The sequence below is a fragment of the Nocardioides xinjiangensis genome (genome assembly GCF_017916385.1).
In the GTDB taxonomy this organism is placed as follows: Bacteria; Actinomycetota; Actinomycetes; order Propionibacteriales; family Nocardioidaceae; genus Nocardioides; species Nocardioides xinjiangensis.
In genome coordinates this window covers 57,128-80,040 of record NZ_JAFMSW010000002.1, presented here as the reverse complement: position 1 = coordinate 80,040, position 22,913 = coordinate 57,128, and the positions used below count along the sequence as shown (strand labels likewise).

Genomic DNA, 22,913 nt, shown 5'->3' with positions numbered 1-22,913 from the left:
GGTGGTCGGGTGCTGTCGGTGGTGCGTTCTACGGTCGTCCCGTGCGCATCCTCCACACCTCCGACTGGCACCTGGGGAGGTCCTTCCACCGCGAGGGCCTCCTGGGCCACCAGGGTGCGTTCGTCGACCACCTGCTGGAGGTGGTGGAGCAGGAGGCGGTCGACGTCGTCGTGGTCTCCGGCGACGTCTACGACCGGGCGCTGCCGCACGTCGACGCGGTCGCGCTCGCCGACGAGGCGTTCGCCCGGCTCGCCGCGTCGCGGGCCCGCGTCGTGGTGAGCAGCGGCAACCACGACAGTGCCCGGCGGCTCGGCTTCGGCTCCAGGCTCATGGACGCCGCCGGCGTCTTCGTCCGCACCGACGCCTCCTCGGTCGGCACGCCCGTGCTGCTCGGCGACCGCCACGGCGACGTGGCGATCCACGCCATCCCCTACCTCGACCCCTCCGCGCTCCTCGAGCCGTGGTCGCTCGGTCACCGCAGCCACGAGGCAGCGCTCAGGGAGGCGATGCGCCGGGTCCGTGCCGACCTCGCGGCCCGGCCGGCGACGACCCGGTCGGTCGTCCTCGCCCACGCCTTCGTCGCCGGGGCCACGCCCTCGGAGTCCGAGCGCGACATCAGCGTCGGCGGGGTGTCGCGCGTCGCCACCACGGTCTTCGACGGCGTCGACTACACCGCCCTGGGCCACCTGCACGGCCGTCACGTCCTGTCCGAGGGCCTGCGCTACTCCGGCTCGCCCCTGGCCTACTCCTTCTCCGAGGCCGACCAGGTCAAGGGCTCCTGGCTCGTCGAGCTCGGGGCCACCGGCCTGGTCTCGACCACGTGGATCGACGCGCCGGTCCCGCGCCGGCTCGCACGCCTCTCCGGCACCCTGCACGACCTCCTCGCCGACCCCTCGCTCACCCACCACGAACACGACTGGGTCCAGGTGACCCTCACCGACCCGCGTCGGCCGGCTCGCGCCATGGAGCAGCTGCGCCGACGCTTTCCGCACACGCTGGTCCTGCAGTTCCCCACCCCGGCCGCCGACCCGCAGGCGCCGCCGCGACCGGCCGCCGGGGCCGGCGACCACGCGATCGCGCTCGACTTCGTGCGCCACGTGCGCGGCACCGGGGCGAGCGCGGCCGAGTCGGCCCTGCTGCAGGAGGCCGTCGACGCCTGCTGCCACGACCCCGACCAGGACGTGCTTGTCACTGCGGCGGCAGCGCCCGCACCCGGTGGTGCCGGGTGAGGCTCCACCGCCTCGACGTGGTCGGTTTCGGCCCGTTCGCCGACCCGACGACGGTCGACTTCGACGCCCTGTCAGCGGCTGGGCTGTTCCTGCTCAGCGGGCCGACCGGAGCCGGCAAGTCGAGCGTCCTCGACGCCGTGTGCTTCGCCCTCTACGGCGACGTGCCCGGCGACCGGGCGATCGCCAAGCGGCTGCGCTCCGACCATGCCGCGCCCGGCGTGGCTCCCCGGGTCGTGCTCGAGGCCACTCTCTCGGGCCGGCGGTTCCGCATCGACCGGTCGCCGGCCTGGACCCGCCCCAAGAAGCGCGGGAGCGGCACGACGACCGAGCAGGCCCGGGTGGTGATCTCGGAGCGTCGTCCGTCCGCCGACGACTCCACCGGTGACGGGTCGGACGGCACGGGTCACCAGTGGCAGCCGCTCACCACCCGGTTGGACGAGGCCGGGCACCTCGTGACCCGGCTCGTCGGGATGACGCTGCCCCAGTTCTGCCAGGTCGCGCTGCTGCCCCAGGGCAGGTTCCAGGCGTTCCTGCGGGCCCGCTCGGAGGAACGGCACGCCCTGCTGCAGCAGGTCTTCCAGACCGGACGATTTGACCGCACCGAGCGCTGGCTGCGCGACCGCCGCATCGAGCTGAGGCGCACCTGCGACGCACACCGCTCCGCGGTCGCCGACCTGGTCAGCCGCGTCAGCGAGGTGGCCGGCGAGGGTGTGCCCGAGGAGTGGACGGCCGACCCCACGTCGCTCGGACCCTGGGTGCGCGCGATGCTCGAGTCAGCGGTCTGCGCGTCGGAGGAGCAGGCGATCGCCGTCGACGCGGCGGCCCGCGCCGAGGCAGCGGCCGCGGAGGCCGACGCCGCAGGCGTCGAGCTCGCCGGCCTGCGCGCCACCCACGCCGCCGCGCACCGCTCGTGGACGGCGCTCGAGGCCGAGGCCGCCCAGCACGCCTCCCGCATTCAGCGGGCCGACGCAGCCCAGCGCGCCACTGCGGTGCGGTCCCTGCACGACCTCGCGGCCCAGTCCCGCGCCGAGGTCGCCGACCTCGAGCGGCGAGCAGCCGACGCCCTCGCCGCGCTCGCCGGCGTCCTGGGCGTGCCGTCCCTCGAGGCGACGGACGTCGACGACCACCTGCGCACGGCGACCAGCACCCTGGCCGACGTCGCTCGCGTGCGTCCCCTGCAGCGACAGGCCGGCGACCTCGACCGCCAGGTCACCGCCGCCGCTCGGGCGCGGGAGCAGGTCGAGGCGCAGCTGCGGCAGGTCGACGAACGCCTCGCGGAGGTGCCCCTGGCGCTCGCGCGGCTCGAGCCGGACCTCGCGACGGCACGCGAAGCGGTCACCACCGCCGAGGCGCTCGACCGCGAGCTGCGAGTGCTCGGCGCCCGGGTGGGTGCGGCACGCGCCGCCGAGGAGCTCACCTCCAGGCTGGCGGCGGCCGAGGCCGAGCTGCGCGGCGCCACCGAGGCGCGGCTGCTCGCCCGGGAGACCCTGGTCGAGATCCGCGAGCAGCGACTGGACGGGATGGCCGCCGAGATCGCCGGCAAGCTCGCCGTCGGGGCCTGCTGCCCCGTGTGCGGCTCGGCCGAGCACCCCTCCCCCGCCTCACCGGCGCCCGGCGCGCCCGACGAGGCCGCCGAGCGCCGCGCCCGTCGTGAGGTCGATGACCTCGAGGTGGTCGTCGAGGCACACGCCCAGCAGGTCCGCGGCCTCGAGGCGCAGCTCGCGGTGGCCCGCACCGAGTCGGGCGAGTCGCTCGAGCGCCTGCTCGCCGAGGAGCTGCGCGTCACCGGGCAGCGCGACCGGGCACGCGCCGCGGCGGCCCGCGCCGAGACGCTGGCGACGCGCGTCGACGACCTCCGCACGGAGCAGGCCTCCCTCACCGGTGAGCGCGAGCGGCTCGTCGCTGCTGTGTCCCGACACGAGACGGAGGCCGCGGTCCTGACGTCCCGCATCGAGGCGCTGCACGAGCAGATCGGCGCGGTGCTCGGTGAGGGCTCCGACCTCGACGCCCTCGCCGCGCACCACCAGCGGGTCGAGTCACTCGCACGGCGGCACCACGAGATCACGTCCGACCTCGCCCGGTCCCGCGGCACGGCGACGAGCGCACAGGCCGCCGCCGACGAGGTGGCTGCCGCTGCCGGCTTCGCGTCGTCCGCGGCAGCAGCCGCTGCCTGGCTGCCGCCCGACACCCTCGCCGCGCTGCTCGACGCCATCGAGAGCCACGAGCGCGAGGTCGCCCGCGTGGGCGCACTCCTCGCCGACGAGGCCCTGGCCCGGTCCGCCGAGGCCGATCCGCCCGACCTGGAGGCGCTGGCGCGGGCCCACCGCACCGCCAAGGAGGAGGCGGTCGCCGCCCGCCAGCGCGACCTGGCGCTGCGCGACCGCGCCCGCCGGCTCGGCAGCCTCGCCGAGGAGGTGACGGCTGCGCTGTCGGCCTGGCAGCCGGTCCTCGACGACCTCAACCTCGTCACCGACCTCGCCGCGCTGGTCGAGGGCAAGCACCCCGACAACCGGCTCCAGATGCGGCTGTCCGCCTACGTCCTCGCGCACCGCCTGGGGCAGGTCGTCGACGCGGCGAACCTGCGACTGACGACGATGAGCGACCAGCGCTACACGCTCGTACACACGGGCCGACGCGGTGCCGGTGAGACACGCGGCGGGTTGAGCCTGCTGGTCCGCGACGACTGGACCGGCGACGACCGCGACCCCGCCACCCTGTCCGGCGGCGAGACCTTCGTGGTGTCCCTCGCCCTGGCCCTCGGCCTCGCCGACGTGATTACCGACGAGGCCGGCGGCACCGACCTCGACACCCTCTTCGTCGACGAGGGCTTCGGCGCGCTCGACTCCGAGACGTTGGAGGACGTGATGGACACCCTCGACACGTTGCGCGACGGCGGGCGCGTGGTCGGCGTGGTCAGCCACGTCCCCGAGCTGCAGACCCGCATCCCCACCCAGCTGCGCGTCCACCGCGGCCGCAGCGGCAGCCGCACCACCCTCGCCCTCGCCTGATCGTGCTGCTGCCCAGGATGTCGGTCGTGCCGCGCCCCGGTGCTCGGCTAGGTTCGTGCGCATGAGTGCGCCCGGGCTCGACCCGACCTTCAGCGACCTGCCGCACCGCCGGCTCGGCGAGGTGGCCCTGGCCCGAGCCGCGGAGCTCGGCGCGAGCCACGCGGACTTCCGGTTCGAGCGCAACCGCTACCAGTACCTCGGCGCGCGCGACGGGGTCCTCCAGACCGCGAGCGACGCCGAGGACCTCGGCTTCGCGGTCCGCGTCGTCCACGACGGCGCGTGGGGCTTCGCGTCCGGGGTGGTGCTCACCGACGCCGAGGCCCGACGGGTCGCGGAGACGGCCGTCTCGGTCGCTCGGGTCGCGGCGGCGATGACCACGACCCCGGTCGAGCTGGCGCCCGAGCCGGTCCACGGCGACGTCACCTGGGTCTCCGGCTACGAGGTCAACCCGCTCGAGGTCCCCACCCGCGACAAGGCCGCGCTGCTCGTCGACTGGACCGAGCGGCTCCGCGCCGGTGCCGCCGTCGCCCACGCCACGGCGTTCCTGCAGCAGGTGCAGGAGAACAAGTACTACACCGACCTGTCCGGCACCCGCACCACCCAGCAGCGCGTCCGCCTCCAGCCGGGGTTCGAGGCCACGGGCGAGGACGCGGAGACCGGCGTCTTCGACTCGATGGCCTCGATCGCCCCGCCGGTCGGACGCGGGTGGGAGTACCTCACCGGGTCCCACTGGGACTGGGACGCCGAGCTCGCCGAGGTGCCCGAGCTGCTCGCCGAGAAGCTGAAGGCGCCCAGCGTGCAGGCCGGGACGTACGACCTCGTCGTGCACCCCTCGAACCTCTGGCTCACCATCCACGAGTCGATCGGCCACGCCACCGAGCTCGACCGGGCACTCGGCTACGAGGCCAACTACGCCGGCACCTCGTTCGCCACCTACGACAAGCTCGGCACCCTGCAGTACGGCTCCTCGGTCATGAACGTCACCGGCGACCGCACCCAGGAGCACGGCCTGGCCACGGTCGGCTACGACGACGAGGGGGTGCAGACACAGACGTGGGACATCGTCCGCGACGGCGTGCTCGTGGGCTACCAGCTCGACCGCTCGATGGGCCACCTCAAGCCGGAGCTCAACGGCGGGCGGTCCAACGGGTGCGCGTACGCCGACTCGCCGGGGCACATCCCGATCCAGCGCATGGCCAACGTCTCGCTCCTGCCCGGCACCGACGGACTGAGCACCGACGACCTGATCGCCCGGGTGGAGCGCGGCATCTACGTGGTCGGCGACAAGTCCTGGTCTATAGATATGCAACGCTTTAATTTCCAGTTCACCGGCCAGCGCTTTTATCGAATTGCGAATGGCCGTCTAGATGGCATGGTGCGCGACGTCGCCTACCAGGCCACCACCACGGACTTCTGGGGCTCAATGGAGGCCGTCGGTGGACCGGACACCTGGGTCCTCGGCGGTGCGTTCAACTGCGGCAAGGCGCAACCGGGACAGGTCGCCGCCGTCAGCCACGGCTGCCCGACCGCACTGTTCCGCGGGGTCAACATCCTCAACACCCTCGACGAGGCAGGCCACTGATGACGTCCATGCGCAGCACCGCCCAGCAGCTCGTCGAGCACGCGCTCGCCACGTCGACCGCGGACGACTGCATCGCCATCGTCCGCGACGCCACCAGCGCCAACCTGCGCTGGGCCAACAACACCCTGACCACCAACGGGGTGATGACCGAGGTCTCGGTGACCGTCATCAGCTTCGCCTCGGTCGACGGCGGGATCGCCACCGGTTCGGTGTCCGGGAGCGCCGCCACCACCGCGCAGGTCGGCGCACTCGTCGAGGCCGCCGACGCCGCGGCTCGCGCGGGCACCCCCGCCGAGGACGAGGCCGAGCTGGTCGCCGACGTCACGTCCCGCGACTGGGACGACCAGCCGGTGACCACCGACATCGGCGTCTACGACGCCTTCGCTCCGGCGCTCGGCGAGGCGTTCGTGCAGGCGACGGCGGAGGACCGGTTGCTCTACGGCTTCGTCAACCACGAGGTCGTGACGACCTACCTCGGCTCCTCCCGCGGGTTGCGGCTGCGTCACGTGCAGCCCACCGGGCACTACGCCTGCACCGGCAAGGACGCCTCGCTGACCCGCAGCGCCTGGACCGGTGGGGCCACACGCGACTTCCGCGACGTCGACGCCGCGGCGATGGCCGCCACCGTCGCCCAGCGGCTGGCGTGGGCGCAGCGGCGGGTCGACCTGCCCGCCGGCCGCTACGACACGATCCTCCCTCCGTCCTCGGTCGCCGACCTGATGATCGACGCCTACTGGGGCGCCGGCGCCCGCGTGGCACACGAGGGCGAGTCGGTCTACAGCCGCCGAGGCGGCGGGACGCGGATCCAGGACAAGGTGGCGGCTCCCGGGGTCAACCTGTTCTCCGACCCCGCCCATCCCGGCCTGGAGTGCGCGCCGTTCGTCGTCGCGGGGTCCTCGGACAACACCGACTCCGTCTTCGACAACGGGCTCGCCCTCGAGCGCACCGACTGGATCCGCGACGGCCTCCTCACCGGGCTGCTGCAGACCCGCCACTCGGCGGCGATGACGGGGCAGCCGGTGACGCCGATGATCGACAACCTCGTCCTCGAGGTCGGTGAGGGCGCCGGCACGATCGACGACCTCGTCGCCGGCACGCAGCGCGGTCTGCTGCTGACCTGCCTGTGGTACATCCGCGAGGTCGACCCGCAGACCATGCTGCTGACCGGGCTGACCCGCGACGGCGTCTACGTGGTCGAGGACGGCGAGATCGTCGGCGCGGCCAACAACTTCCGCTGGAACGAGAGCCCCATCGACCTGCTCAACCGGTTCAGCGCGGCCACGACGTCCGTGCCGAGCTTCAGCCGCGAGTGGGGCGACGACTACTTCTCGCGGACCGCGACCCCGGCGCTGCGCATCCCGGACTTCAACATGTCGAGCGTGTCGCAGGGAGTCTGACCCGCCCGCCTGCTCCGCTCACCACGGGTGTCCGCCCGGGATGTCGACCTCGGGGTCGTAGGGCGTGCGGGTGTACACGAACGTCGCGCACTCGAGGTTGCGGATCGAGCCGTCCGGGCGGCGCAGGAGCGCCAGCCGCTCGCCCCGGTGGTAGCCGAGCGTCCCGACGAGCACCCCGTCGACGACCTCGAAGCGGTCGGTGACGACGTTGCTGCGGGCCATGGCCCGCAGCTCGAGCCCGTCGTTGTGCCAGCGCACGTCGTAGGCGGTGTTGCCCCAGAACCAGAGCCCCGGTACGCCGTGGACCTCGGGTGGCAGGGCCACCGTCGGCCGCCAGGGCACCGGGCGGGCGTCGTCGGCGCCAGGGTCGCCGTCGATGAGCGAGACGGCGAGCTCTCGCGGATCGATGCCGGTGGTGGCGTTGGCCAGCACGACCGCGCCGATCCCGCTCACGGGGTCGACGTGCAGCGCGGCGAGGAAGCCGGGCATCGACCCGGTGTGCCCCACCAGGCGGCCGCCCGGGTGCGTGTCGAGCATCAGCCCGAGCCCGTAGCCGGCCGTGACCGGCCGCTGCATCTCCTCCAGCGAGGGCGCCGCCAGCACGTCGGGCCGGGCACCCCCGAGCACCTGTCCCCAGGTGACGAGGTCCGAGAGCGTGGACCACAGCTGCCCCGCCGGCGCCATCGCCCCGGTGTCGGCGAGCGGCTCGTGCACCCGGATGCCGGTGAAGTGGTCGACGCTCCAGCCCGCCTGGGCACCGGGACGCGGCAGGTACGACGTCGTGCGCATCCCGAGCGGCTGCAGCAGCCGCTCCGCCACGAGCGCGCGCCAGGGCGCGCCGAACCGACGGGCGACGACCTCCCCGAGCAGTCCGTAGCCCAGGTTGGAGTAGTGGAACCACTCCCCCGCCCGCGCGACCCGGCCGCTGCCGTCGTTGGCGGCGACCAGCGCCGCGAAGTCGCCGCCCCGCGTGCGCTCCCACCACGGGCCGCGCGGCTCGCTCTGCATCCCCGAGGAGTGGGCGAGCGCCTCGCGGAGGGTGACCTCGCCGTAGCCGACGTCGCCGAGGTGCGCCGACAGCGGGTCGTCGAGGTCGAGCAGGCCCTCGTCGCGCGCCTGCAGGACGAGGACGGCCGTCATCGTCTTGGTGATCGACCCGATGCGGTACTGCCCGTCGAGGCCCGGCGCCTGGCCGGCACCACCGGCCCACACCGCGCCGTAGCGGTCGAGGACCGCGCCGACGACCGACGTCAGCCGGCCCTCCGCCTGAGCGAGGTCCAGCAGTCGCTGTCGCTGGTCGCCCACAGACCCGACCCTAGGCGCGCCGCGCCGTGGCGGTCACTCGGCGAACGCCTCCGGGGACGGGCACGAGCAGACCAGGTTGCGGTCACCGTAGGCCTGGTCGATGCGGGCCACGGGCGGCCAGTACTTGTCGGGGTCGATGCCCCGCGGGAAGACGCCGAGCTCGCGGGTGTACGGACGCTCCCACTCGCCGACCAGCGCGCGGGCGGTGTGCGGCGCGTGCCGCAGCGGCGAGTCCTCGGGCGTCCAGTCCCCCGCCTCGACGCGTGCGATCTCCGCACGGATGGCGATCATCGCGTCGCAGAACCGGTCGATCTCGCCGAGGTCCTCGGACTCCGTGGGCTCGACCATCAGCGTCCCGGCCACCGGGAACGACATCGTCGGGGCGTGGAAGCCGTAGTCGACGAGCCGCTTCGCGACGTCGTCGACCGTGACGCCGCTGGCCTTGGTGATGCCGCGCAGGTCGAGGATGCACTCGTGCGCCACCAGGTCGCCGTGGCCGCGGTAGAGCACCGGGAAGTGGTCCCCGAGCCGGTGGGCGATGTAGTTCGCCGACAGCACCGCGACCGCCGTGGCGCGCGTGAGCCCCTCGGCGCCCATCATGCGGATGTAGGCCCACGTGATCGGCAGGATGCCGGCCGAGCCGTAGGGCGCCGCGCTGATGGGACCGATGCCCTGCCGCTTCCCGGCCTCCGGGTGCGACGCGTGCGAGGGCAGGTACGGCGCGAGGTGCGAGCGCACGGCGACGGGACCGACGCCGGGACCACCACCACCGTGCGGGATGCAGAACGTCTTGTGCAGGTTGAGGTGCGAGACGTCGCCGCCGAACTCGCCGGGCCGGGCGTGGCCGAGCAGCGCGTTGAGGTTGGCGCCGTCGACGTACACCTGCCCGCCGTGGTCGTGGACGATCTTGCACAGGTCGGTGATGGTGTCCTCGTAGGCGCCGTGCGTCGAGGGGTACGTCACCATGATCGCGGCCAGCGTCTCGGCGTGCTGCTCGCACTTGACCAGGAGATCGTCGAGGTCCACCGAGCCGTCGTCGGAGGCCTTGACCACCACGACCTTCATGCCCGCCATCACCGCCGAGGCCGCGTTCGTGCCGTGCGCCGAGGACGGGATCAGGCAGACGTCGCGGCCCACGTCGCCGTTGGCGAGGTGGTAGCCGCGGATCGCCAGCAGGCCGGCGAGCTCGCCCTGGGAGCCGGCGTTGGGCTGCACGGAGACCTTGTCGTAGCCCGTCACCTCGGCCAGCCACCGCTCGACGTCGTCGACGAGCTCGCGGTAGCCCGTGGCGTCCTGGGCCGGCGCGAACGGGTGCAGGTCGGCGAAGCCGGGCAGGCTCACCGGCTCCATCTCCGTGGTCGCGTTGAGCTTCATCGTGCACGACCCGAGCGGGATCATCCCCCGGTCGAGGGCGTAGTCACGCGACGACAGGCGGTGCAGGTAGCGCAGCATCTGCGTCTCGCTGTGGTGGGAGTTGAACACCTCGTGGGTCAGGAAGTCCGTCGTGCGCACGAGCTGCTCGGGCAGTCCCGGCGCCACCTCGTCCGCGGCCGGAGCCACGCCGAAGGACCGCAGGACAGCAGCCACCGTCGAGGGACTGGTGCGCTCGGACGTTGAGAGGCCGACGTGGTCCTCGTCGACGAGCCGCAGGTGCAGGCCCACCTGGCGGGCGGCTGCGACCACCTCGCCGGCGCGACCCGGCACGGCGACGGTGAGGGTGTCGAACCAGGTCTCGTTGAGGACCGTCACTCCCCTGGCACGCAGCGCCGCGACGATCCGGCCGGCGTGCTCGTGCGTGCGCCGCGCGATCCGCCGCAGCCCGTCGGGCCCGTGGTAGACGGCGTACATCGAGGCCACGACCGCGAGCAGCACCTGGGCGGTGCAGATGTTGGACGTCGCCTTGTCGCGACGGATGTGCTGCTCCCGCGTCTGCAGGGCGAGGCGGTACGCCGGGCGGCCCTCGGCGTCCACCGAGACGCCCACCAGGCGGCCGGGCAGGTGGCGCTCCAGGCCGGAGGACACCGCCATGAATCCGGCGTGCGGACCGCCGTAGAACAGGGGCACGCCGAAGCGCTGCGACGACCCCACCACGACGTCGGCGCCCAAGGTCCCGGGCGCCTCCAGCAGGGCCAGTCCGAGGATGTCGGCGGCGACGACGGCGAGACCGCCGCGCTCGTGCACGGCGTCGATCACCGGCCGGGGGTCGCGCACCTCCCCCGAGGCGCCGGGGTACTGGACCAGCACGCCGCACACGTCGCCCTCGGGCAACCCCTCGTCGAGGTCGGCCACGACCACCTCGATGCCCATGCCCTCGGCGCGGGTGCGCACGACGTCGATCGTCTGGGGCAGGGCGTCGGCGTCGACGACGAACGGGCCGCAGGCGTTGCGCTGCGCTCGACGCACGAGCGTCATGGCCTCGGCGGCCGCGGTGCCCTCGTCGAGCAGCGAGGCGTTGGCCGTCGGCAGGCCCGTGAGGTCGGCGACGACGGTCTGGAAGTTCAGGAGCGCCTCGAGCCGGCCCTGGGAGATCTCGGGCTGGTAGGGCGTGTACGCCGTGTACCAGGAGGGGTCCTCCAGCACGTTGCGCCGGATGACCGGCGGCGTGATGGTCGCGTGGTAGCCCAGTCCGATCATCGCCTCGGCGGGACGGTTCTGCGAGGCGAGGGTCCGCAGCGCGCGGGCCGTGGCCTCCTCGTCGAGCGGGTCGGGCAGGTCGAGCGCGGCGGCGGTGCGGATGCCGCCCGGGACCGCAGCCGCCATCAGCGACTCGAGCGACTCGTGACCGACCGTCCGCAGCATGTGTGCGACGGAAGACTCGTCGGGGCCGATGTGGCGGCGAACGAACTCCCCGAGCGTGTCGGTGGGGACTGGGGTCGGGGCGGGGGTCGGGGCGGGGGTCGGGGTGGCGTCCGGCACGAGGGCTCCCTGAGGTCACTGGACCTCCCCCTCTGTCGGCCCGGTGACCTCCAGAGTGCCAACCCAGCGCGGTCCGGGTGCCTGAGAGGTTCCGGGGAGGAATTGCCCCTTCGGCGCACCGCAGGCCGGCGAGCCGGCCGCGGTGACTCTCCCGCATGGGATGTCAGCACGACGAGTCTAGCGGCCCACCCGGGAGTTGGGCGAGGCCGCCCGGTGTCCGGACGGCCTCGACGTGGTGCGGGGAGGGGCGGGGCTCAGCCCGTCTTGCGAGCCGCGCGGCGCGCGGCGAGCTCGTCGCCGGGGACGGCCGTGCCGGCCTCCTCGGCGGTGCGCTCGGACGGCAGCTCGGCGAGCGTGCCCTCGATCTCGCGCCAGACACCGCCGATCGCGATGCCGAAGACGCCCTGGCCGCCCTGCAGCAGGTCGATGACCTCGTCGTTGCTCGTGCACTCGTAGACCGAGGCCCCGTCGCTCATCAGGGTGACCCGGGTCAGGTCGTCGGTGCCGCGCTCGCGGAGGTGGGCGGTCGCGGTGCGGATCTGCTGCAGCGAGATGCCCGCATCGAGCAGCCGCTTGACGACCTTGAGGATCAGGATGTCGCGGAAGGAGTAGAGCCGCTGAGAGCCGGACCCGGCCGCGCCGCGCACGCTCGGCTCGACCAGCCCGGTGCGGGCCCAGTAGTCGAGCTGCCGGTAGGTGATGCCGGCCGCGTTGCAGGCGGTCGGCCCGCGGTAGCCGGTGTCGCTGGGCAGCGGCGAGACGTCGTCGTCGAAGAGCAGACCCTGCTCCTCGGCGAGGCCGGCCGCCTCGGCAGCAGCCTTCATCCCGGCGGCGTCCGCGCCCTGCTCGTTCTCGTTGCTACCCACAGTGACCCTCCAGGTCAGATCCTCCGCTGAGCGGTAACTCCTGGGGGAAGGGCCCGCCCGGCAGCCGGAGGACCGGCAACCACAACGGTGGAGTTACAACAGAGACAGTTCAAGGTAAGCCCGCACGTGCGGGTTGTCCATCCACGACCCGGCGTGTCGCAGACCCCCAACCTCAGGTTGAGGGTGATGGTCACCGGACGACGCAGGAGGGCGAGGGACGCCCCGGCCGCCCGTCGCTCAGGGCGACTCGAAGTCGTCGGGCGAGACGTGGTCGAGGAACTCGCGGAACCGCTCCACCTCGTCCTCCTGCTCGGCCGGCACGGCGAGCCCGGCCTCCTCGAGCACCGACTCGGCGCACACGATGCGGCTGCCCGTGCGCAGGGCCAGGGCGATGGAGTCCGAGGGGCGCGCTCCGACCTCGGCGCCGCCCTCGAAGACCAGCTGGGCGTAGAAGACGCCGTCCTGCATGTCGATGATCCGCACCTCGTCGAGCCGCTGGCCCGTCGCCTCGAGCACGTCGCGCATGAGGTCGTGCGTCAGGGGGCGCGGGGGCGTGACGCCCTGCTGGGCGAACGCGATGGCCGTGGCCTCGACCGCCCCGATCCAGATCGGCAGGTAGCGCTCCCCCGTGACCTCGCGCAGCAGCACGATGGGCTGGTTGGAGGGCATCTCGACACGGACCCCGATGACGTCCATTTCCCGCATGGCTCCACCCTACTCACGGCTGGTGAGGTTGGAGGTGCCTGTCGGCGGTGCCCCTCCGAGCGTCCCCGCCGGCGGGTGGCCGGCCACGCACCCGCGGGACGCACCGCTCAGGGGTCAGCCCCGGTCGAGGCCCACCTTCACCAGCGTGGCGTGCAGCCGCACCGACAGGGCCGCGATCTCCGAGGTGGCGTCCTCGGCGCGTCCGCGAGCAGCCGCGTCGCGGCCCCGGGCCAGCGGGGCCACGACCTGCTGCACCAGCCCGACCTCCCGGTCGGCCGCCGTCTTGAAGGCCCGCAGGTGGCGCGGCTCGAAGCCGAAGTCGGCCAGCTCGCGCGCGGTCTGGGCGACGACGAGGGCGTCGCTGTCGAAGTGCCCCGTGCCGGTCCGCGCGCTGACCAGGCCGTACTGCTCGAGCTGCGCGAGCAGCTCCTCGGAGATCTCCGCGACCTTGATCAGCTCCCGGCGCGAGAGACGCAGGTCGCTGGTGCGGCGGAACGACTCCGGGCTGGGCAGCCCGTCGGAGGCGAGGGCCACCTTGGGCACCGTCGGCACGACCGACTCGATCGCCGGCGGCTCGAGGCCGCGGTCGATGGCGTCGAGGTGGTCGCCGATGACCTTCAGCGGCAGGTAGTGGTCGCGCTGCATCAGCAGGATGTAGCGCAGCCGCGCGACGTCCTCGCCCGAGAACTTCCGGTAGCCGGCCGCGGTGCGCTCGGGCTTGACCAGGCCCTGGTCCTCGAGGAAGCGGATCTTGGGGATCGTCACGCCCGGGAAGTCAGGACGGAGCTGGTCGAGGACCTGCCCGATGTTGTAGCGGGCGCCGCGACCCTGCCCTGCCGATGCCGAGGCGGCCACGGATCAGCTGCCCGGGTGGGAGGAGAAGAAGACGAGCCGGTACTTGCCGATCTGCACCTCGTCGCCGTCGTTGAGCTCGACGGAGTCGATGCGGTCGCGGTTGACGTAGGTGCCGTTGAGGCTGCCCACGTCGCTGACGGCGTAGCCGGTGCCGGAGCGCCGGAACTCGGCGTGCCGGCGCGAGACGGTGACGTCGTCGAGGAAGATCTCGCTGTCGGGGTGACGGCCCGCACCGACGACGTCGGTGTCGAGCAGGAAGCGGCTGCCGGCGCTGGGACCGCGCTGGACGACGAGCAGGGCGTGACCCTCGGGCAGCGCGTCCACGGCGGCCGCGTCGACCGGGCTCAGCTGGCGGTCGGAGGACTCGCGCTGGTCGGGCGCCCCGAAGGTGATCGTCGCTGTGGTCTCGACCGGGCTGGTGCCCGCGTCGTCCCCGCCGAGCAGCTTGGTGCCGCACTGGGCACAGAAGCGGGCATCGTCAGGGTTCTGCTTGCCACAGGCGGTGCAGAACGGCATGGAGGCTCCTCGACGGATCGACACTGAACCCTCAGCCGAGGGTTGAGGTTGACGGTTGGTCCGAACTTACCAGCCCGGTGGATCCGGTGGTCGGCGACCGGGCGGACGACTCAGCCGCCCAGGCCGGCCTGGTAGGCCGCGGCGTCCATGAGGCCGTCGACCTCGGACGCGTCGGTGACGCTGACCTCGAAGAGCCAGCCGGCCTCGTAGGGGTCGCTGTTGACCAGCTCGGGCGTGGCGTCGAGGGCCGAGTTGGTGGCGACCACCTCGCCGGTGACCGGCGCGTAGATGTCGCTGACCGACTTGGTCGACTCGAGCTCGCCGCAGGTCTCGCCCGCCGTGACCTGGTCGCCCACCTGCGGCAGCGACACGTAGACGATGTCGCCGAGGGCGTCCTGCGCGAACTCCGTGATGCCGACCCGGACCGAGCCGTCGGTGTCGCCGGGGGTGCGGACCCACTCGTGCTCGCTGGTGTACTTCAGGTTCTCCGGATACACGGGGGCTCCTCGGGTGGTCGGCGGGTACGTCGGCTGGTGGCCGGGGCTCCTCGGCAGGCTACTGGCCGCTGCCGGGCTCCGCATACTCGGGCCGGGGCGCGTCGCGGACGCTGGTGATCTCGACCTGCTCGAGCTCCTCGACGGTCACCGTCGCGCCGTCGAGCGTCTCGAGGGTCTCGATGGGGCCGGTCGAGAAGGTCAGCGCCGTGCGGAGGACGTGCGGGTCGCCGATGACGTCGAGGACGTACGGCGGCTCGAGCAGCTGGTCGTCGAGCTCGATCCCGCCGACGGCGTTCTCGAACGAGCTGTCCGCGCCGAGGCGGATGGAGTCGTTGAACTCCATCGCCTCCGCACCGGCGGTGCGCAGCTCCTGGACGGTGTCGAGCAGCGACCCGACGCTGACCCGGCTGGTGGACTCGGCGATGGTCACCCGCAGGCCGGGGCCCGTGACCGGCACGAGGCCGGCGATGATGTTGAGCGTGCGCACCCGCTGCTCGGCCTCGTCGAGCGCGGCGGCGCGGGCCTGGTTCTCGTCCTGCAGCTCGTCGCGGCGCGCCTCGAGCCGGTCGACCTCGCGGCGCGCCCGCTCCGCGGTGCCGGTGAGTCCGTCGAGCACCTCGATGAGCTCGCCCTCGCGCAGTCCCTCGTAGGTGTCGTTGGCCTGCGTGTCGCGGACCTGGACGACGAAGGCGAAGCCGAGCACCGCGAGGAGCACGGCCACCACCGCCTGGCGGCGCGTCGGCTTCGTCAGCGCCACCCGGAGCCGCTCGCGGCCGGGCTCGTCCGGTGCGGGCCGCCCGTGCGCCGGTCGCTCGTCAGGCATGGAACACGTGCCTGCGGATCGCCGCCACGTTGGAGAAGATGCGGATGCCGAGCACGACGATGACGCCCGTGCTCAGCTGCGACCCGACGCCGAGCTGGTCGCCGAGGTAGACGATCGCCGCGGCCACGACGACGTTGCTGACGAACGAGACGACGAAGACCTTGTCGTCGAAGATGCCGTCGAGGTAGGCGCGCAGGCCGCCGAACACCGCGTCGAGGGCCGCCACGACCGCGATGGGCAGGTAGTTCTGCAGGCCCAGGGGCACGTCGGGCGCGAACGCGAGTCCGGCGATGATGCCGAGGAGCAGCCCAAGGGCGGCGATCACGGCGAGCTCCCCTCTCTGGTCGGTCCGCTGAAGGCGTCGGCGTCGAGCTCGATCACATCACGAAGCGCCCGTTCGGGCGCGGGCGGCAGGCGGATGTCGTCCACATTCTCCGACGAGTAGACGAAGTCCAGCCCGTCGACGAGCGTGAACCACTCCTGCCCCTGGCTGGTCTGGAGCAGCCGCGCCTGCAGGGTCCTGGGGTCGCCGATCGCGGACACCACGTAGGGCGGGATGATGGGCCGTCCGTTCACGTGGATCGCGCGGTTGGTGTTGCGGATCCCGCCGAGGACGTTGATCCGCTGGTCGTTGACGGCGACGGCCTCCGCGCCCGCCTCGAAGAGCCCGTCGACGAGGATCGCGAGGTCCTCGTCGCGGATCTCGCTGTTGACCTCGACGTCGGGCCGGTTGTCGACGGTGATGCGCACGCCGGGGCCGTGGACGGCCGAGTAGCCGGTGTTGAGCTCGGCGCGCCGCACCCGCGACTGGATGTCGTCGAGCCGTCCCTGCAGCTGCGTGCTCCTGCTCGCCGCCTCCGCGTTGGAGCTGGTCAGCTCGACGACCTGGCGCTGCAGCGCGCGGACCTCGTCACTGCGCATGTCGATCTGCTCGATGAGCGCGGCGCGGCTCAGCTCGTCGACGTCGGCCTGCCGGTCCGTCTGCGCAGCCACGACAGCCGCCATCACGCCCAGCGCGGCGATCGCGAGCACGCTCGACCAGTGCGGCCGCGCGACCTGGGGGCGTACGTCACCCGCTGCAGCACGCTGCTGCGCGACGTGCGCGTAGTCCTCGTCCATCGAGCGCGTGGTGATCAGCGTCAGCAGCGGCGTGGTGACGTGCTCGGGGAGGCGGCGCTCGGTGGTGCCGGCGGAGGGCTCAGCCATGCTCGGACGCCGGTGACGTGCGGCGGGGGGTGTCCCTCAGCAGCGTGCGCACCTGCCACGCGTAGAGGACACCGGCCCACCAGTAGAGGCCGATGCCCCACCACGCGAACGCCCACCCGAAGGTCCGGGCGAGGGTGGCGACGATGCCGTCGCCACCGCCCAGCAGGAGCAGCGGGAACGCGTAGAGCAGGTTGAAGGTGGCGGCCTTGCCGAGGAAGTGCACCGGGAGCGCGGAGTAGCCGCGGGTGCGCAGGACCGGCACGAGTCCCCACAGGAAGAGGTCACGCAGCGGCAGCGCGACCGCCACCCACCACGGGATGATGTCGCGCAGGAGCAGCCCGACCACGACCGCCAGGATGTAGAGCCTGTCGGCGACCGGGTCGAGGATCTCCCCGAGGGTGGAGTACTGGTCCAGCCGGCGCGCCAGCCAGCCGTCGAGGAAGTCGGTGAACCCGGCCACCATGAGGACGACGAGGGCGAGGGCGTCGGCCTCGGGCCCCAGGACGAGCCACAGGAACAACGGCACACCGGCGAGCCGCACCACACTGATGATGTTGGGCACGGTCCAGACGCGGGTCGCTTCCTCTGGCACGGACGAACCCTATCCAGCGCTCAGGCGTCCACCGGTGACACGTCGTGGTGTGCCGCGTCGCGGATCTCGCCGACCAGCTCCTCGAGCACGTCCTCCAGCGTGACCAGGCCGATGACCTCGCCGTCGCGCCGCACCACGCGTGCCATGTGGGCGCCCTTGGCCTGGAGGCTCTCGAGCGCGTCGTGGAGCAGGTCGTCGGGGTTGACCGATGCGAACGGCCGGATCCACTTGTCCTCGATGACGCGCGAGCGCTTGTCGTCGTCGGACTCCAGCGCGTCCTTGATGTGGAGGTAGCCGAGCAGCGTGCCGTCGGGACCGGCGACCGGGAACCGGCTGAAGCCGGTGGCGGCGCACAGCGCCTCGACGTCGGCGACGGTCGACCCGGGGGCGACGGTGGCGAGGGTGTCGGGAGTCATCAGGATCGAGGACACGGACTTCTCGGTGAACCCGAGGGCGCCGGCGAGCCGGTCGTACTCCTCCGCCTCGAGCAGCCCCTCGCCCCGCGACTCCTCGACGAGGGCGGCGACCTCCTCGCGGGTGAAGCTCGAGTGCACCTCGTCCTTGGGCTCGATCCGCAGCAGCCGGAGCACGCCGTTGGCGGCGAGGTTGAGCCCGGCGATGACGGGGCGGAGCACCGTGACGACGACCATCATCGGGGGGCTCAGCACCAGGGCTGCCCGGTCGGCGCCCGCGAGCGCGATGTTCTTCGGCACCATCTCGCCCAGCACGACGTGGAGGTACACCACGATCGACATCGCCACGACGAACGACACCGGGTGCAGCAGGTCCTCCGGCAGGTGGGCGGCGTGGAAGAGCGGCTCGAGCAGGTGGGCCACGGCCGGCTCGCCGATGGCGCCGAGTCCCAGCGAGCAGACCGTGATGCCGAGCTGGGCGCCGGCCATGACGAGGGAGACGTTCTCCATCGCCCGCAGGGTCGTCCGGGCGGCGCGGGAGCCCTCCTGCGCGCGCGGCTCGATCTGGCTGCGGCGGGCGGCGAGGAGCGCGAACTCCGCTCCCACGAAGAAGGCGTTGAGGCCGAGCAGCACGACGGCCAGGCCGACACCGAACAGGTCGCCGTTCATCGCGCGGCTCCCCTCGTCGCGGACGTCCCGGTCGATGCGGTGTCCTCCGCGCTCGCGCCTGTCCGCTCCCCCGCCGTCGGGGCGACGAGCCGCAGGTCGAGGCGGTCGATGCGCAGTCCGTCCATCCGCTCCACCGTCAGCGTCACGAGCCGCTCCCGCAGCTCGTGCGGGTCCGTGCGGTCGGGCACCGGCACCTCGATGCGATCACCGGGCTCCGGGATCTTGCCGAGCTCGCGCATCACCAGGCCGGCGACCGTGTCGTAGTCCTCGTGGTCGGGCAGCTCGATCCCGGTCGCGTCCTCCACCTCGTCGGGCCGGAGCAGGCCGGACAGGGTCCAACTGCCGTCGCGCCGCTGGCGGATGCGGGACCCCAGACGATCGTGCTCGTCGGAGATGTCGCCGACGATCTCCTCGACCACGTCCTCCAGCGTCACGATGCCCGCGTGACCGCCGTACTCGTCGAGCACGATCGCCATCTGGAAGCCGTCCTGCCGCAGCAGGGCGAGGAGCGGGTCGAGCCGCAGGCTGTCGGGCACCACGACCGGCTTGACCATCACGTGCCGGATGCGGGTCGTCGCGCGCTCGTGGACCGGTACGGCGACGGCGTGCTTGACGTGCACGGTGCCGACGACCACGTCCTCGGCGTCGAGCACGGGGAAGCGCGAGTGCCCGGTCTGGCGGGCCAGCTCGATGACGGACGAGACGCGGTCGCCGTCCTCCACCGTCGTGGTGCGCACCCGCGGCGTCATGATCTCGCCGGCCGTGCGGCTGCCGAACTCCACCGAGCGCTCGACCAGCTCGGCGGTGTCGGCGTCCAGCGTGCCCTGGTCGGCGGAGCGCTGCACGAGCGAGGACAGCTCCTGGGAGCTGCGTGCCGAGCGCAGCTCCTCCTGCGGCTCGATGCCGAGACGGCGCACGATCGCGTTGGCCGAGCCGTTGAGCGCGTGGATCGGCCCCCGGGTGAGGGCGGTGAAGGCGCGCATGAAGCCCTGCGTCGTGCGTGCGGTCTCGAGCGGGCGCGAGATGGCGATGTTCTTCGGGACCATCTCGCCGAAGATCATCGTCACGACGGTGCCGATGGCGAGCCCGAGCGCGAGCGACAGGGGCGTCACGGCTCCGTCGGGCACGCCCGCGGCCGCCAGCGGACCGTCGATGAGCTGGGCGATGGCCGGCTCGGCCAGGAAGCCGATGGCGAGGTTGGTCACGGTGATGCCGACCTGGGCACCGGAGAGCTGGGTCGACAGCGACCGGAGGGCCAGCTGGACGCCACGGGCGCCCTCGTCGCCGTCGGCGGCGGCGCGCTCGACGCTCGGCCGGTCGACGGTGACGAACGCGAACTCAGCGGCGACGAAGAGGCCGCAGGCGGCCACCAGGGCCAGCGAGACGAGGAGGAGCAGGAGCGGGGTCACGACGCGCGCCCTGGGTCGAGCGCGGCCGTGCGGGGACTTTGACCGTCGTCCATGACTGGTGCTGGGGGTTCCTTCTGCTCGGTGGGTCGACGCCGGCGGGCGCCAGGAGACCACAGGGTAACGACTCGGATGCGTTCCGCCACAGTCGTCGTGTCGCTTTGGGGAGGGACGCCGGCCCGTCCTACTGTTGCCCCCACACGGGCGGCGACAAGGACCCTCGGGGGTCCCGGCGAGGAATGACGTAGATGCGAGGGTGGGCACAGTCGATCACGGCTGCCCTCCTCGTCGTACTCGTCGCCACCCTGGCGACCGTCACCACCACCGGGGGGACCGACGCCGACCGCGTCGGGCCGGTGAGCCTCGCGCAGGGCACGCAGTCACCCGCCCCGGGCGTCGACCGCCCGAACCTGGTGTTCGTCCTGACCGACGACATGCGTGACGACGACCTCGATCACATGCCGATCACGCGCCGGCTGCTCGCCGACCAGGGCATGGAGCTCACCGACGCGATCTCACCGCACCCGCTGTGCTGCCCCGCTCGCGCGCAGCTCGCCACGGGCCAGTACGCCCAGAACAACGGCGTCCAGCACAACCGAGGCGTGCACGGCGGCTTCGAGGCGCTCGACCCGGCGCAGGAGGCCAGCACCTGGTGGCGCGACGAGGGCTACCGCACCGCCTTGGTCGGCAAGTTCCTCAACGGCTACGGGCCCCACGACGTACGTCCCGCCGGCTGGTCGCGCTGGGACGCGTTGACCGAGGGCGTCTACGACTACGTGAACTTCTCCATGACTGGCGACGGCCGGCCCGAGCACCACACCGGCAGCCACGTGACCCGCGTGATCGAGGACCACACCAACGAGGCCGTCCGCGACTTCGCCCGCAGCGGCGACCCCTTCGTGGTGTACGCCTGGCACCTGGCCCCGCACTACCGCATCACGCCCCAGGGCGGACGCGGCCTGCCGCCGGCCATGCCGCAGGACGAGGACCTCTTCGTCGACCAGCGGCCGTCCTCCTTCGACGCCCCGGCCTTCGACGAGGCCGACGTCAGCGACCAGCCCGCCTACCTCCGCCGCCTCTCCCCCGTCTCGCGCGCCGCGGTCCGCGCGGAGAACACGGCGCGGCTGCAGTCGCTGCAGGCCGTGGACCGCGCGGTCGGCTCCCTCGTGGCGACCCTGTCCCAGGAGGGCGTGCTCGACGAGACCTACGTCGTCTTCAGCTCCGACAACGGCTACTCGCTCGGAGAGCACCGCTTCGTCGGCAAGGACGTGCTGACCGACGAGGCACTCCAGGTGCCGCTGTTGGTGCGGGGGCCCGGGATCGCTGCCGGGACGACCTCGGACCTCCCGGTGACGCTCGTGGACCTGCCGGCGACCTTCGCTGGCCTCACCGGCGTCACGCCCCAGTGGCAGGTGGACGGGACCTCCCTCGCCCCCACCCTCCTCGGCGACGAGCAGGCGTTCCGCGACACCACCCTCATCCAGACGGGCCGGACACTCGGCGACGGCTGGTCGCACCGCGGCGTGCGCACCGAGCGCTACCTCTACGGCACGGACGGCGTCGACGCCTTCCTCTACGACCGGCTGCTCGACCCGGACGAGATGGTCAACCGCGTGGACGACCCCGCCTACGCCGCGGTGGTCGCCGCGCTCGAGCTGCGTCGACGCGAGCTCGTGACCTGCGCCGGCTGGACCTGCAACCAGCAGTTCGGCCCTCTCCCCGAACCCGCCGATCCCGACGGCGTCCGGCGCGCCGGCCCGGGCGAGGTCCCGCGGGTCCGGTGACGGACCACCCGCCGGTCGAGGGTGCGACGGTCGCCGATACTGGCGCGGTGACGATCACCCGCGACGACGTGCTGGCCGCCCGCGACCGGATCGCCGGCCGGGTACGGCGCACTCCCCTGCTCCCGCCCGGCGGCCGCGACGGCGTCTGGCTCAAGTGCGAGCACCTGCAGCACTGCGGCGTGTTCAAGACCCGCGGCGCCTTCAACCGGCAGCTCGCAGCCCTCGAGCGCGGCGACCTGGGCGACGCCGGCATCGTCGTCGCCTCGGGCGGCAACGCCGGCCTCGCGCAGGCGTTCGCCGCCCGCGAGCTCGGCGTGCGGGCCACGGTGTTCGTCCCGGAGTCGGCGCCGCAGGTCAAGGTGGCGCGGATCGAGCGCTACGGCGCCGAGGTCCGCAGGGCCGGCCGCGAGTACGCCGAGGCCTACGCGGCGGCCGTGGCACACGCAGCGGCGGAGGGAGCCGCCTTCGCCCATGCGTACGACCAGCTCGAGGTGGCGGCCGGCGCAGGCACGGTGGGCGAGGAGGTCCTCGAGGACGAGCCGGGGGTCGACACGGTCGTCGTGGCGGTCGGCGGCGGCGGGCTGTACGCCGGCATCGCCGCCGCGGTGCGCGGCCGGGCGCGGGTCGTGGCGGTCGAGCCGCAGCTGTGCCCGACCCTCCACGGCGCGCTGGCCGCGGACCGGCCGGTCGACGTGGAGGTGTCGGGCGTTGCGGCGGACTCGCTGGGCGCCCGCCGGGTCGGCGAGCTCGCGCTCGCCGCCGCCCGCGCCGAGCCGCCGGTGTCCGTGCTGGTCGGCGAGGACGTGATCGTGGCGGCGCGGCAGGAGCTGTGGGACGAGTACCGGATCGCGTCCGAGCACGGCGCCGCGACGGCGTACGCGGCGCTGCTGTCCGGGGCGTACGTGCCGACGGACGGCGAGCGGGTGGCGGTCGTCGTCTGTGGGGCCAACACCGACCCGGCCACGCTCGCTTAGCGCTCCGGCGACGGCCCGCCGGTCCCCAGGACGGCGCCACACACGGGCCGGACGCAGCAGCGGCGCGACCCCGGAGGGCCGCGCCGCTGTCCTGCGCGTTGGTCGAGCCGTCCCGTCGCACCTGGGGGGATCCGTGCTCCGGCGGGAGGTCGGGGCACGGGTGCGCGACG

19 protein-coding genes and 1 riboswitch are annotated in these 22,913 nt (G+C 73.2%); of the genes, 6 read left to right on the top strand and 13 right to left on the bottom strand.

What is annotated here, in order from left to right; translation table 11 throughout:
* Window positions 1-41 precede the first annotated feature (41 nt).
* The 4 genes from J3P32_RS18585 (at window position 42) to J3P32_RS15210 (ending at window position 7,216) form a co-directional block, all read left to right on the top strand.
* Entirely contained in the window at window positions 42-1,229 is a 1,188-nt protein-coding gene (locus J3P32_RS18585) for an exonuclease SbcCD subunit D (protein WP_210440907.1), read from the top strand.
* Window positions 1,226-4,237 (top strand): AAA family ATPase, encoded by a 3,012-nt coding sequence (locus J3P32_RS15220; RefSeq protein ID WP_210440906.1) that lies wholly within the window; start codon window positions 1,226-1,228, stop codon window positions 4,235-4,237. The genes J3P32_RS18585 and J3P32_RS15220 overlap by 4 nt, the downstream gene beginning before the upstream one ends.
* A gap of 61 nt (window positions 4,238-4,298) precedes the next feature.
* Window positions 4,299-5,819: a TldD/PmbA family protein gene (locus tag J3P32_RS15215; RefSeq protein ID WP_210440905.1), complete on the top strand. Its 1,521-nt coding sequence runs from the start codon at window positions 4,299-4,301 to the stop codon at window positions 5,817-5,819.
* Complete coding sequence (locus J3P32_RS15210) at window positions 5,819-7,216, top strand: metallopeptidase TldD-related protein (protein WP_210440904.1); 1,398 nt, start codon at window positions 5,819-5,821, stop codon at window positions 7,214-7,216. The genes J3P32_RS15215 and J3P32_RS15210 overlap by 1 nt, the downstream gene beginning before the upstream one ends.
* A gap of 18 nt (window positions 7,217-7,234) precedes the next feature.
* Here the strand turns inward: J3P32_RS15210 and J3P32_RS15205 are convergent, their stop codons facing one another.
* The 13 genes from J3P32_RS15205 to J3P32_RS15145 form a co-directional block, all read right to left on the bottom strand.
* Window positions 7,235-8,521, bottom strand: a complete 1,287-nt coding sequence (locus J3P32_RS15205; RefSeq protein WP_210440903.1) for a serine hydrolase domain-containing protein — start codon at window positions 8,519-8,521, stop codon at window positions 7,235-7,237.
* Between the two features lie 33 nt (window positions 8,522-8,554).
* Window positions 8,555-11,350 carry an aminomethyl-transferring glycine dehydrogenase gene (gene gcvP, locus J3P32_RS15200; RefSeq protein ID WP_307861753.1) on the bottom strand — a complete coding sequence of 932 codons (2,796 nt, stop codon included), beginning with the start codon at window positions 11,348-11,350 and terminating at the stop codon, window positions 8,555-8,557.
* Window positions 11,351-11,496: 146 nt separating this feature from the next.
* Window positions 11,497-11,601, bottom strand: a riboswitch (glycine riboswitch).
* Window positions 11,602-11,691: 90 nt separating this feature from the next.
* A complete protein-coding gene (locus tag J3P32_RS15195) occupies window positions 11,692-12,261 on the bottom strand; it encodes a MerR family transcriptional regulator (RefSeq protein WP_210441576.1) in 570 nt (189 codons plus the stop codon).
* A 279-nt stretch (window positions 12,262-12,540) separates the two neighbouring features.
* Complete coding sequence (locus J3P32_RS15190; protein ID WP_210440901.1) at window positions 12,541-13,008, bottom strand: bifunctional nuclease family protein; 468 nt, start codon at window positions 13,006-13,008, stop codon at window positions 12,541-12,543.
* Window positions 13,009-13,122: 114 nt separating this feature from the next.
* Entirely contained in the window at window positions 13,123-13,863 is a 741-nt protein-coding gene (gene ftsR / locus J3P32_RS15185; protein WP_210440900.1) for a transcriptional regulator FtsR, read from the bottom strand.
* 3 nt (window positions 13,864-13,866) lie between these two features.
* Window positions 13,867-14,379: an FHA domain-containing protein gene (locus tag J3P32_RS15180; protein WP_210440899.1), complete on the bottom strand. Its 513-nt coding sequence runs from the start codon at window positions 14,377-14,379 to the stop codon at window positions 13,867-13,869.
* A gap of 110 nt (window positions 14,380-14,489) precedes the next feature.
* Window positions 14,490-14,876, bottom strand: a complete 387-nt coding sequence (gene gcvH / locus J3P32_RS15175; RefSeq protein ID WP_307807862.1) for a glycine cleavage system protein GcvH — start codon at window positions 14,874-14,876, stop codon at window positions 14,490-14,492.
* A gap of 58 nt (window positions 14,877-14,934) precedes the next feature.
* The gene (locus tag J3P32_RS15170) at window positions 14,935-15,699 is read right to left on the bottom strand and encodes a DUF881 domain-containing protein (protein ID WP_210440897.1); all 765 of its coding nucleotides are present in this window, start codon (window positions 15,697-15,699) and stop codon (window positions 14,935-14,937) included.
* Window positions 15,692-16,024, bottom strand: coding sequence for a small basic family protein (locus tag J3P32_RS15165; RefSeq protein WP_210440896.1), 333 nt, complete (start codon window positions 16,022-16,024; stop codon window positions 15,692-15,694). Before J3P32_RS15165 ends, J3P32_RS15170 begins: the two co-directional genes overlap by 8 nt.
* Window positions 16,021-16,905, bottom strand: a complete 885-nt coding sequence (locus J3P32_RS15160; RefSeq protein WP_210440895.1) for a DUF881 domain-containing protein — start codon at window positions 16,903-16,905, stop codon at window positions 16,021-16,023. Before J3P32_RS15160 ends, J3P32_RS15165 begins: the two co-directional genes overlap by 4 nt.
* Window positions 16,898-17,497 (bottom strand): CDP-alcohol phosphatidyltransferase family protein, encoded by a 600-nt coding sequence (locus J3P32_RS15155; protein WP_210440894.1) that lies wholly within the window; start codon window positions 17,495-17,497, stop codon window positions 16,898-16,900. The genes J3P32_RS15160 and J3P32_RS15155 overlap by 8 nt, the downstream gene beginning before the upstream one ends.
* A gap of 20 nt (window positions 17,498-17,517) precedes the next feature.
* A complete protein-coding gene (locus J3P32_RS15150; protein WP_210440893.1) occupies window positions 17,518-18,579 on the bottom strand; it encodes a hemolysin family protein in 1,062 nt (353 codons plus the stop codon).
* The gene (locus J3P32_RS15145) at window positions 18,576-19,988 is read right to left on the bottom strand and encodes a hemolysin family protein (protein ID WP_210440892.1); all 1,413 of its coding nucleotides are present in this window, start codon (window positions 19,986-19,988) and stop codon (window positions 18,576-18,578) included. Before J3P32_RS15145 ends, J3P32_RS15150 begins: the two co-directional genes overlap by 4 nt.
* Before the next feature lie 245 nt (window positions 19,989-20,233).
* Between J3P32_RS15145 and J3P32_RS15140 the strand changes: the two genes are divergently transcribed.
* On the top strand, window positions 20,234-21,769 hold the full coding sequence (locus J3P32_RS15140) for a sulfatase-like hydrolase/transferase (protein WP_210440891.1): 1,536 nt from the start codon (window positions 20,234-20,236) through the stop codon (window positions 21,767-21,769).
* Window positions 21,770-21,816: 47 nt separating this feature from the next.
* Window positions 21,817-22,743, top strand: coding sequence for a threonine/serine dehydratase (locus J3P32_RS15135; RefSeq protein ID WP_210440890.1), 927 nt, complete (start codon window positions 21,817-21,819; stop codon window positions 22,741-22,743).
* The last annotated feature ends 170 nt before the right edge of the window (window positions 22,744-22,913 follow it).

Coding starts and splice junctions, on each gene's coding strand:
- J3P32_RS15215 (WP_210440905.1), top strand. CDS start 4,299: ATGAGTGCGCCCGGGCTCGACCCGACCTTCAGCGACCTGCCGCACCGC.
- J3P32_RS15210 (WP_210440904.1), top strand. CDS start 5,819: ATGACGTCCATGCGCAGCACCGCCCAGCAGCTCGTCGAGCACGCGCTC.
- J3P32_RS15195 (WP_210441576.1), bottom strand. CDS start 12,261: ATGAAGGCTGCTGCCGAGGCGGCCGGCCTCGCCGAGGAGCAGGGTCTG.
- J3P32_RS15190 (WP_210440901.1), bottom strand. CDS start 13,008: ATGCGGGAAATGGACGTCATCGGGGTCCGTGTCGAGATGCCCTCCAAC.
- J3P32_RS15180 (WP_210440899.1), bottom strand. CDS start 14,379: ATGCCGTTCTGCACCGCCTGTGGCAAGCAGAACCCTGACGATGCCCGC.
- J3P32_RS15170 (WP_210440897.1), bottom strand. CDS start 15,699: ATGCCTGACGAGCGACCGGCGCACGGGCGGCCCGCACCGGACGAGCCC.
- J3P32_RS15160 (WP_210440895.1), bottom strand. CDS start 16,905: ATGGCTGAGCCCTCCGCCGGCACCACCGAGCGCCGCCTCCCCGAGCAC.
- J3P32_RS15150 (WP_210440893.1), bottom strand. CDS start 18,579: ATGAACGGCGACCTGTTCGGTGTCGGCCTGGCCGTCGTGCTGCTCGGC.
- J3P32_RS15140 (WP_210440891.1), top strand. CDS start 20,234: ATGCGAGGGTGGGCACAGTCGATCACGGCTGCCCTCCTCGTCGTACTC.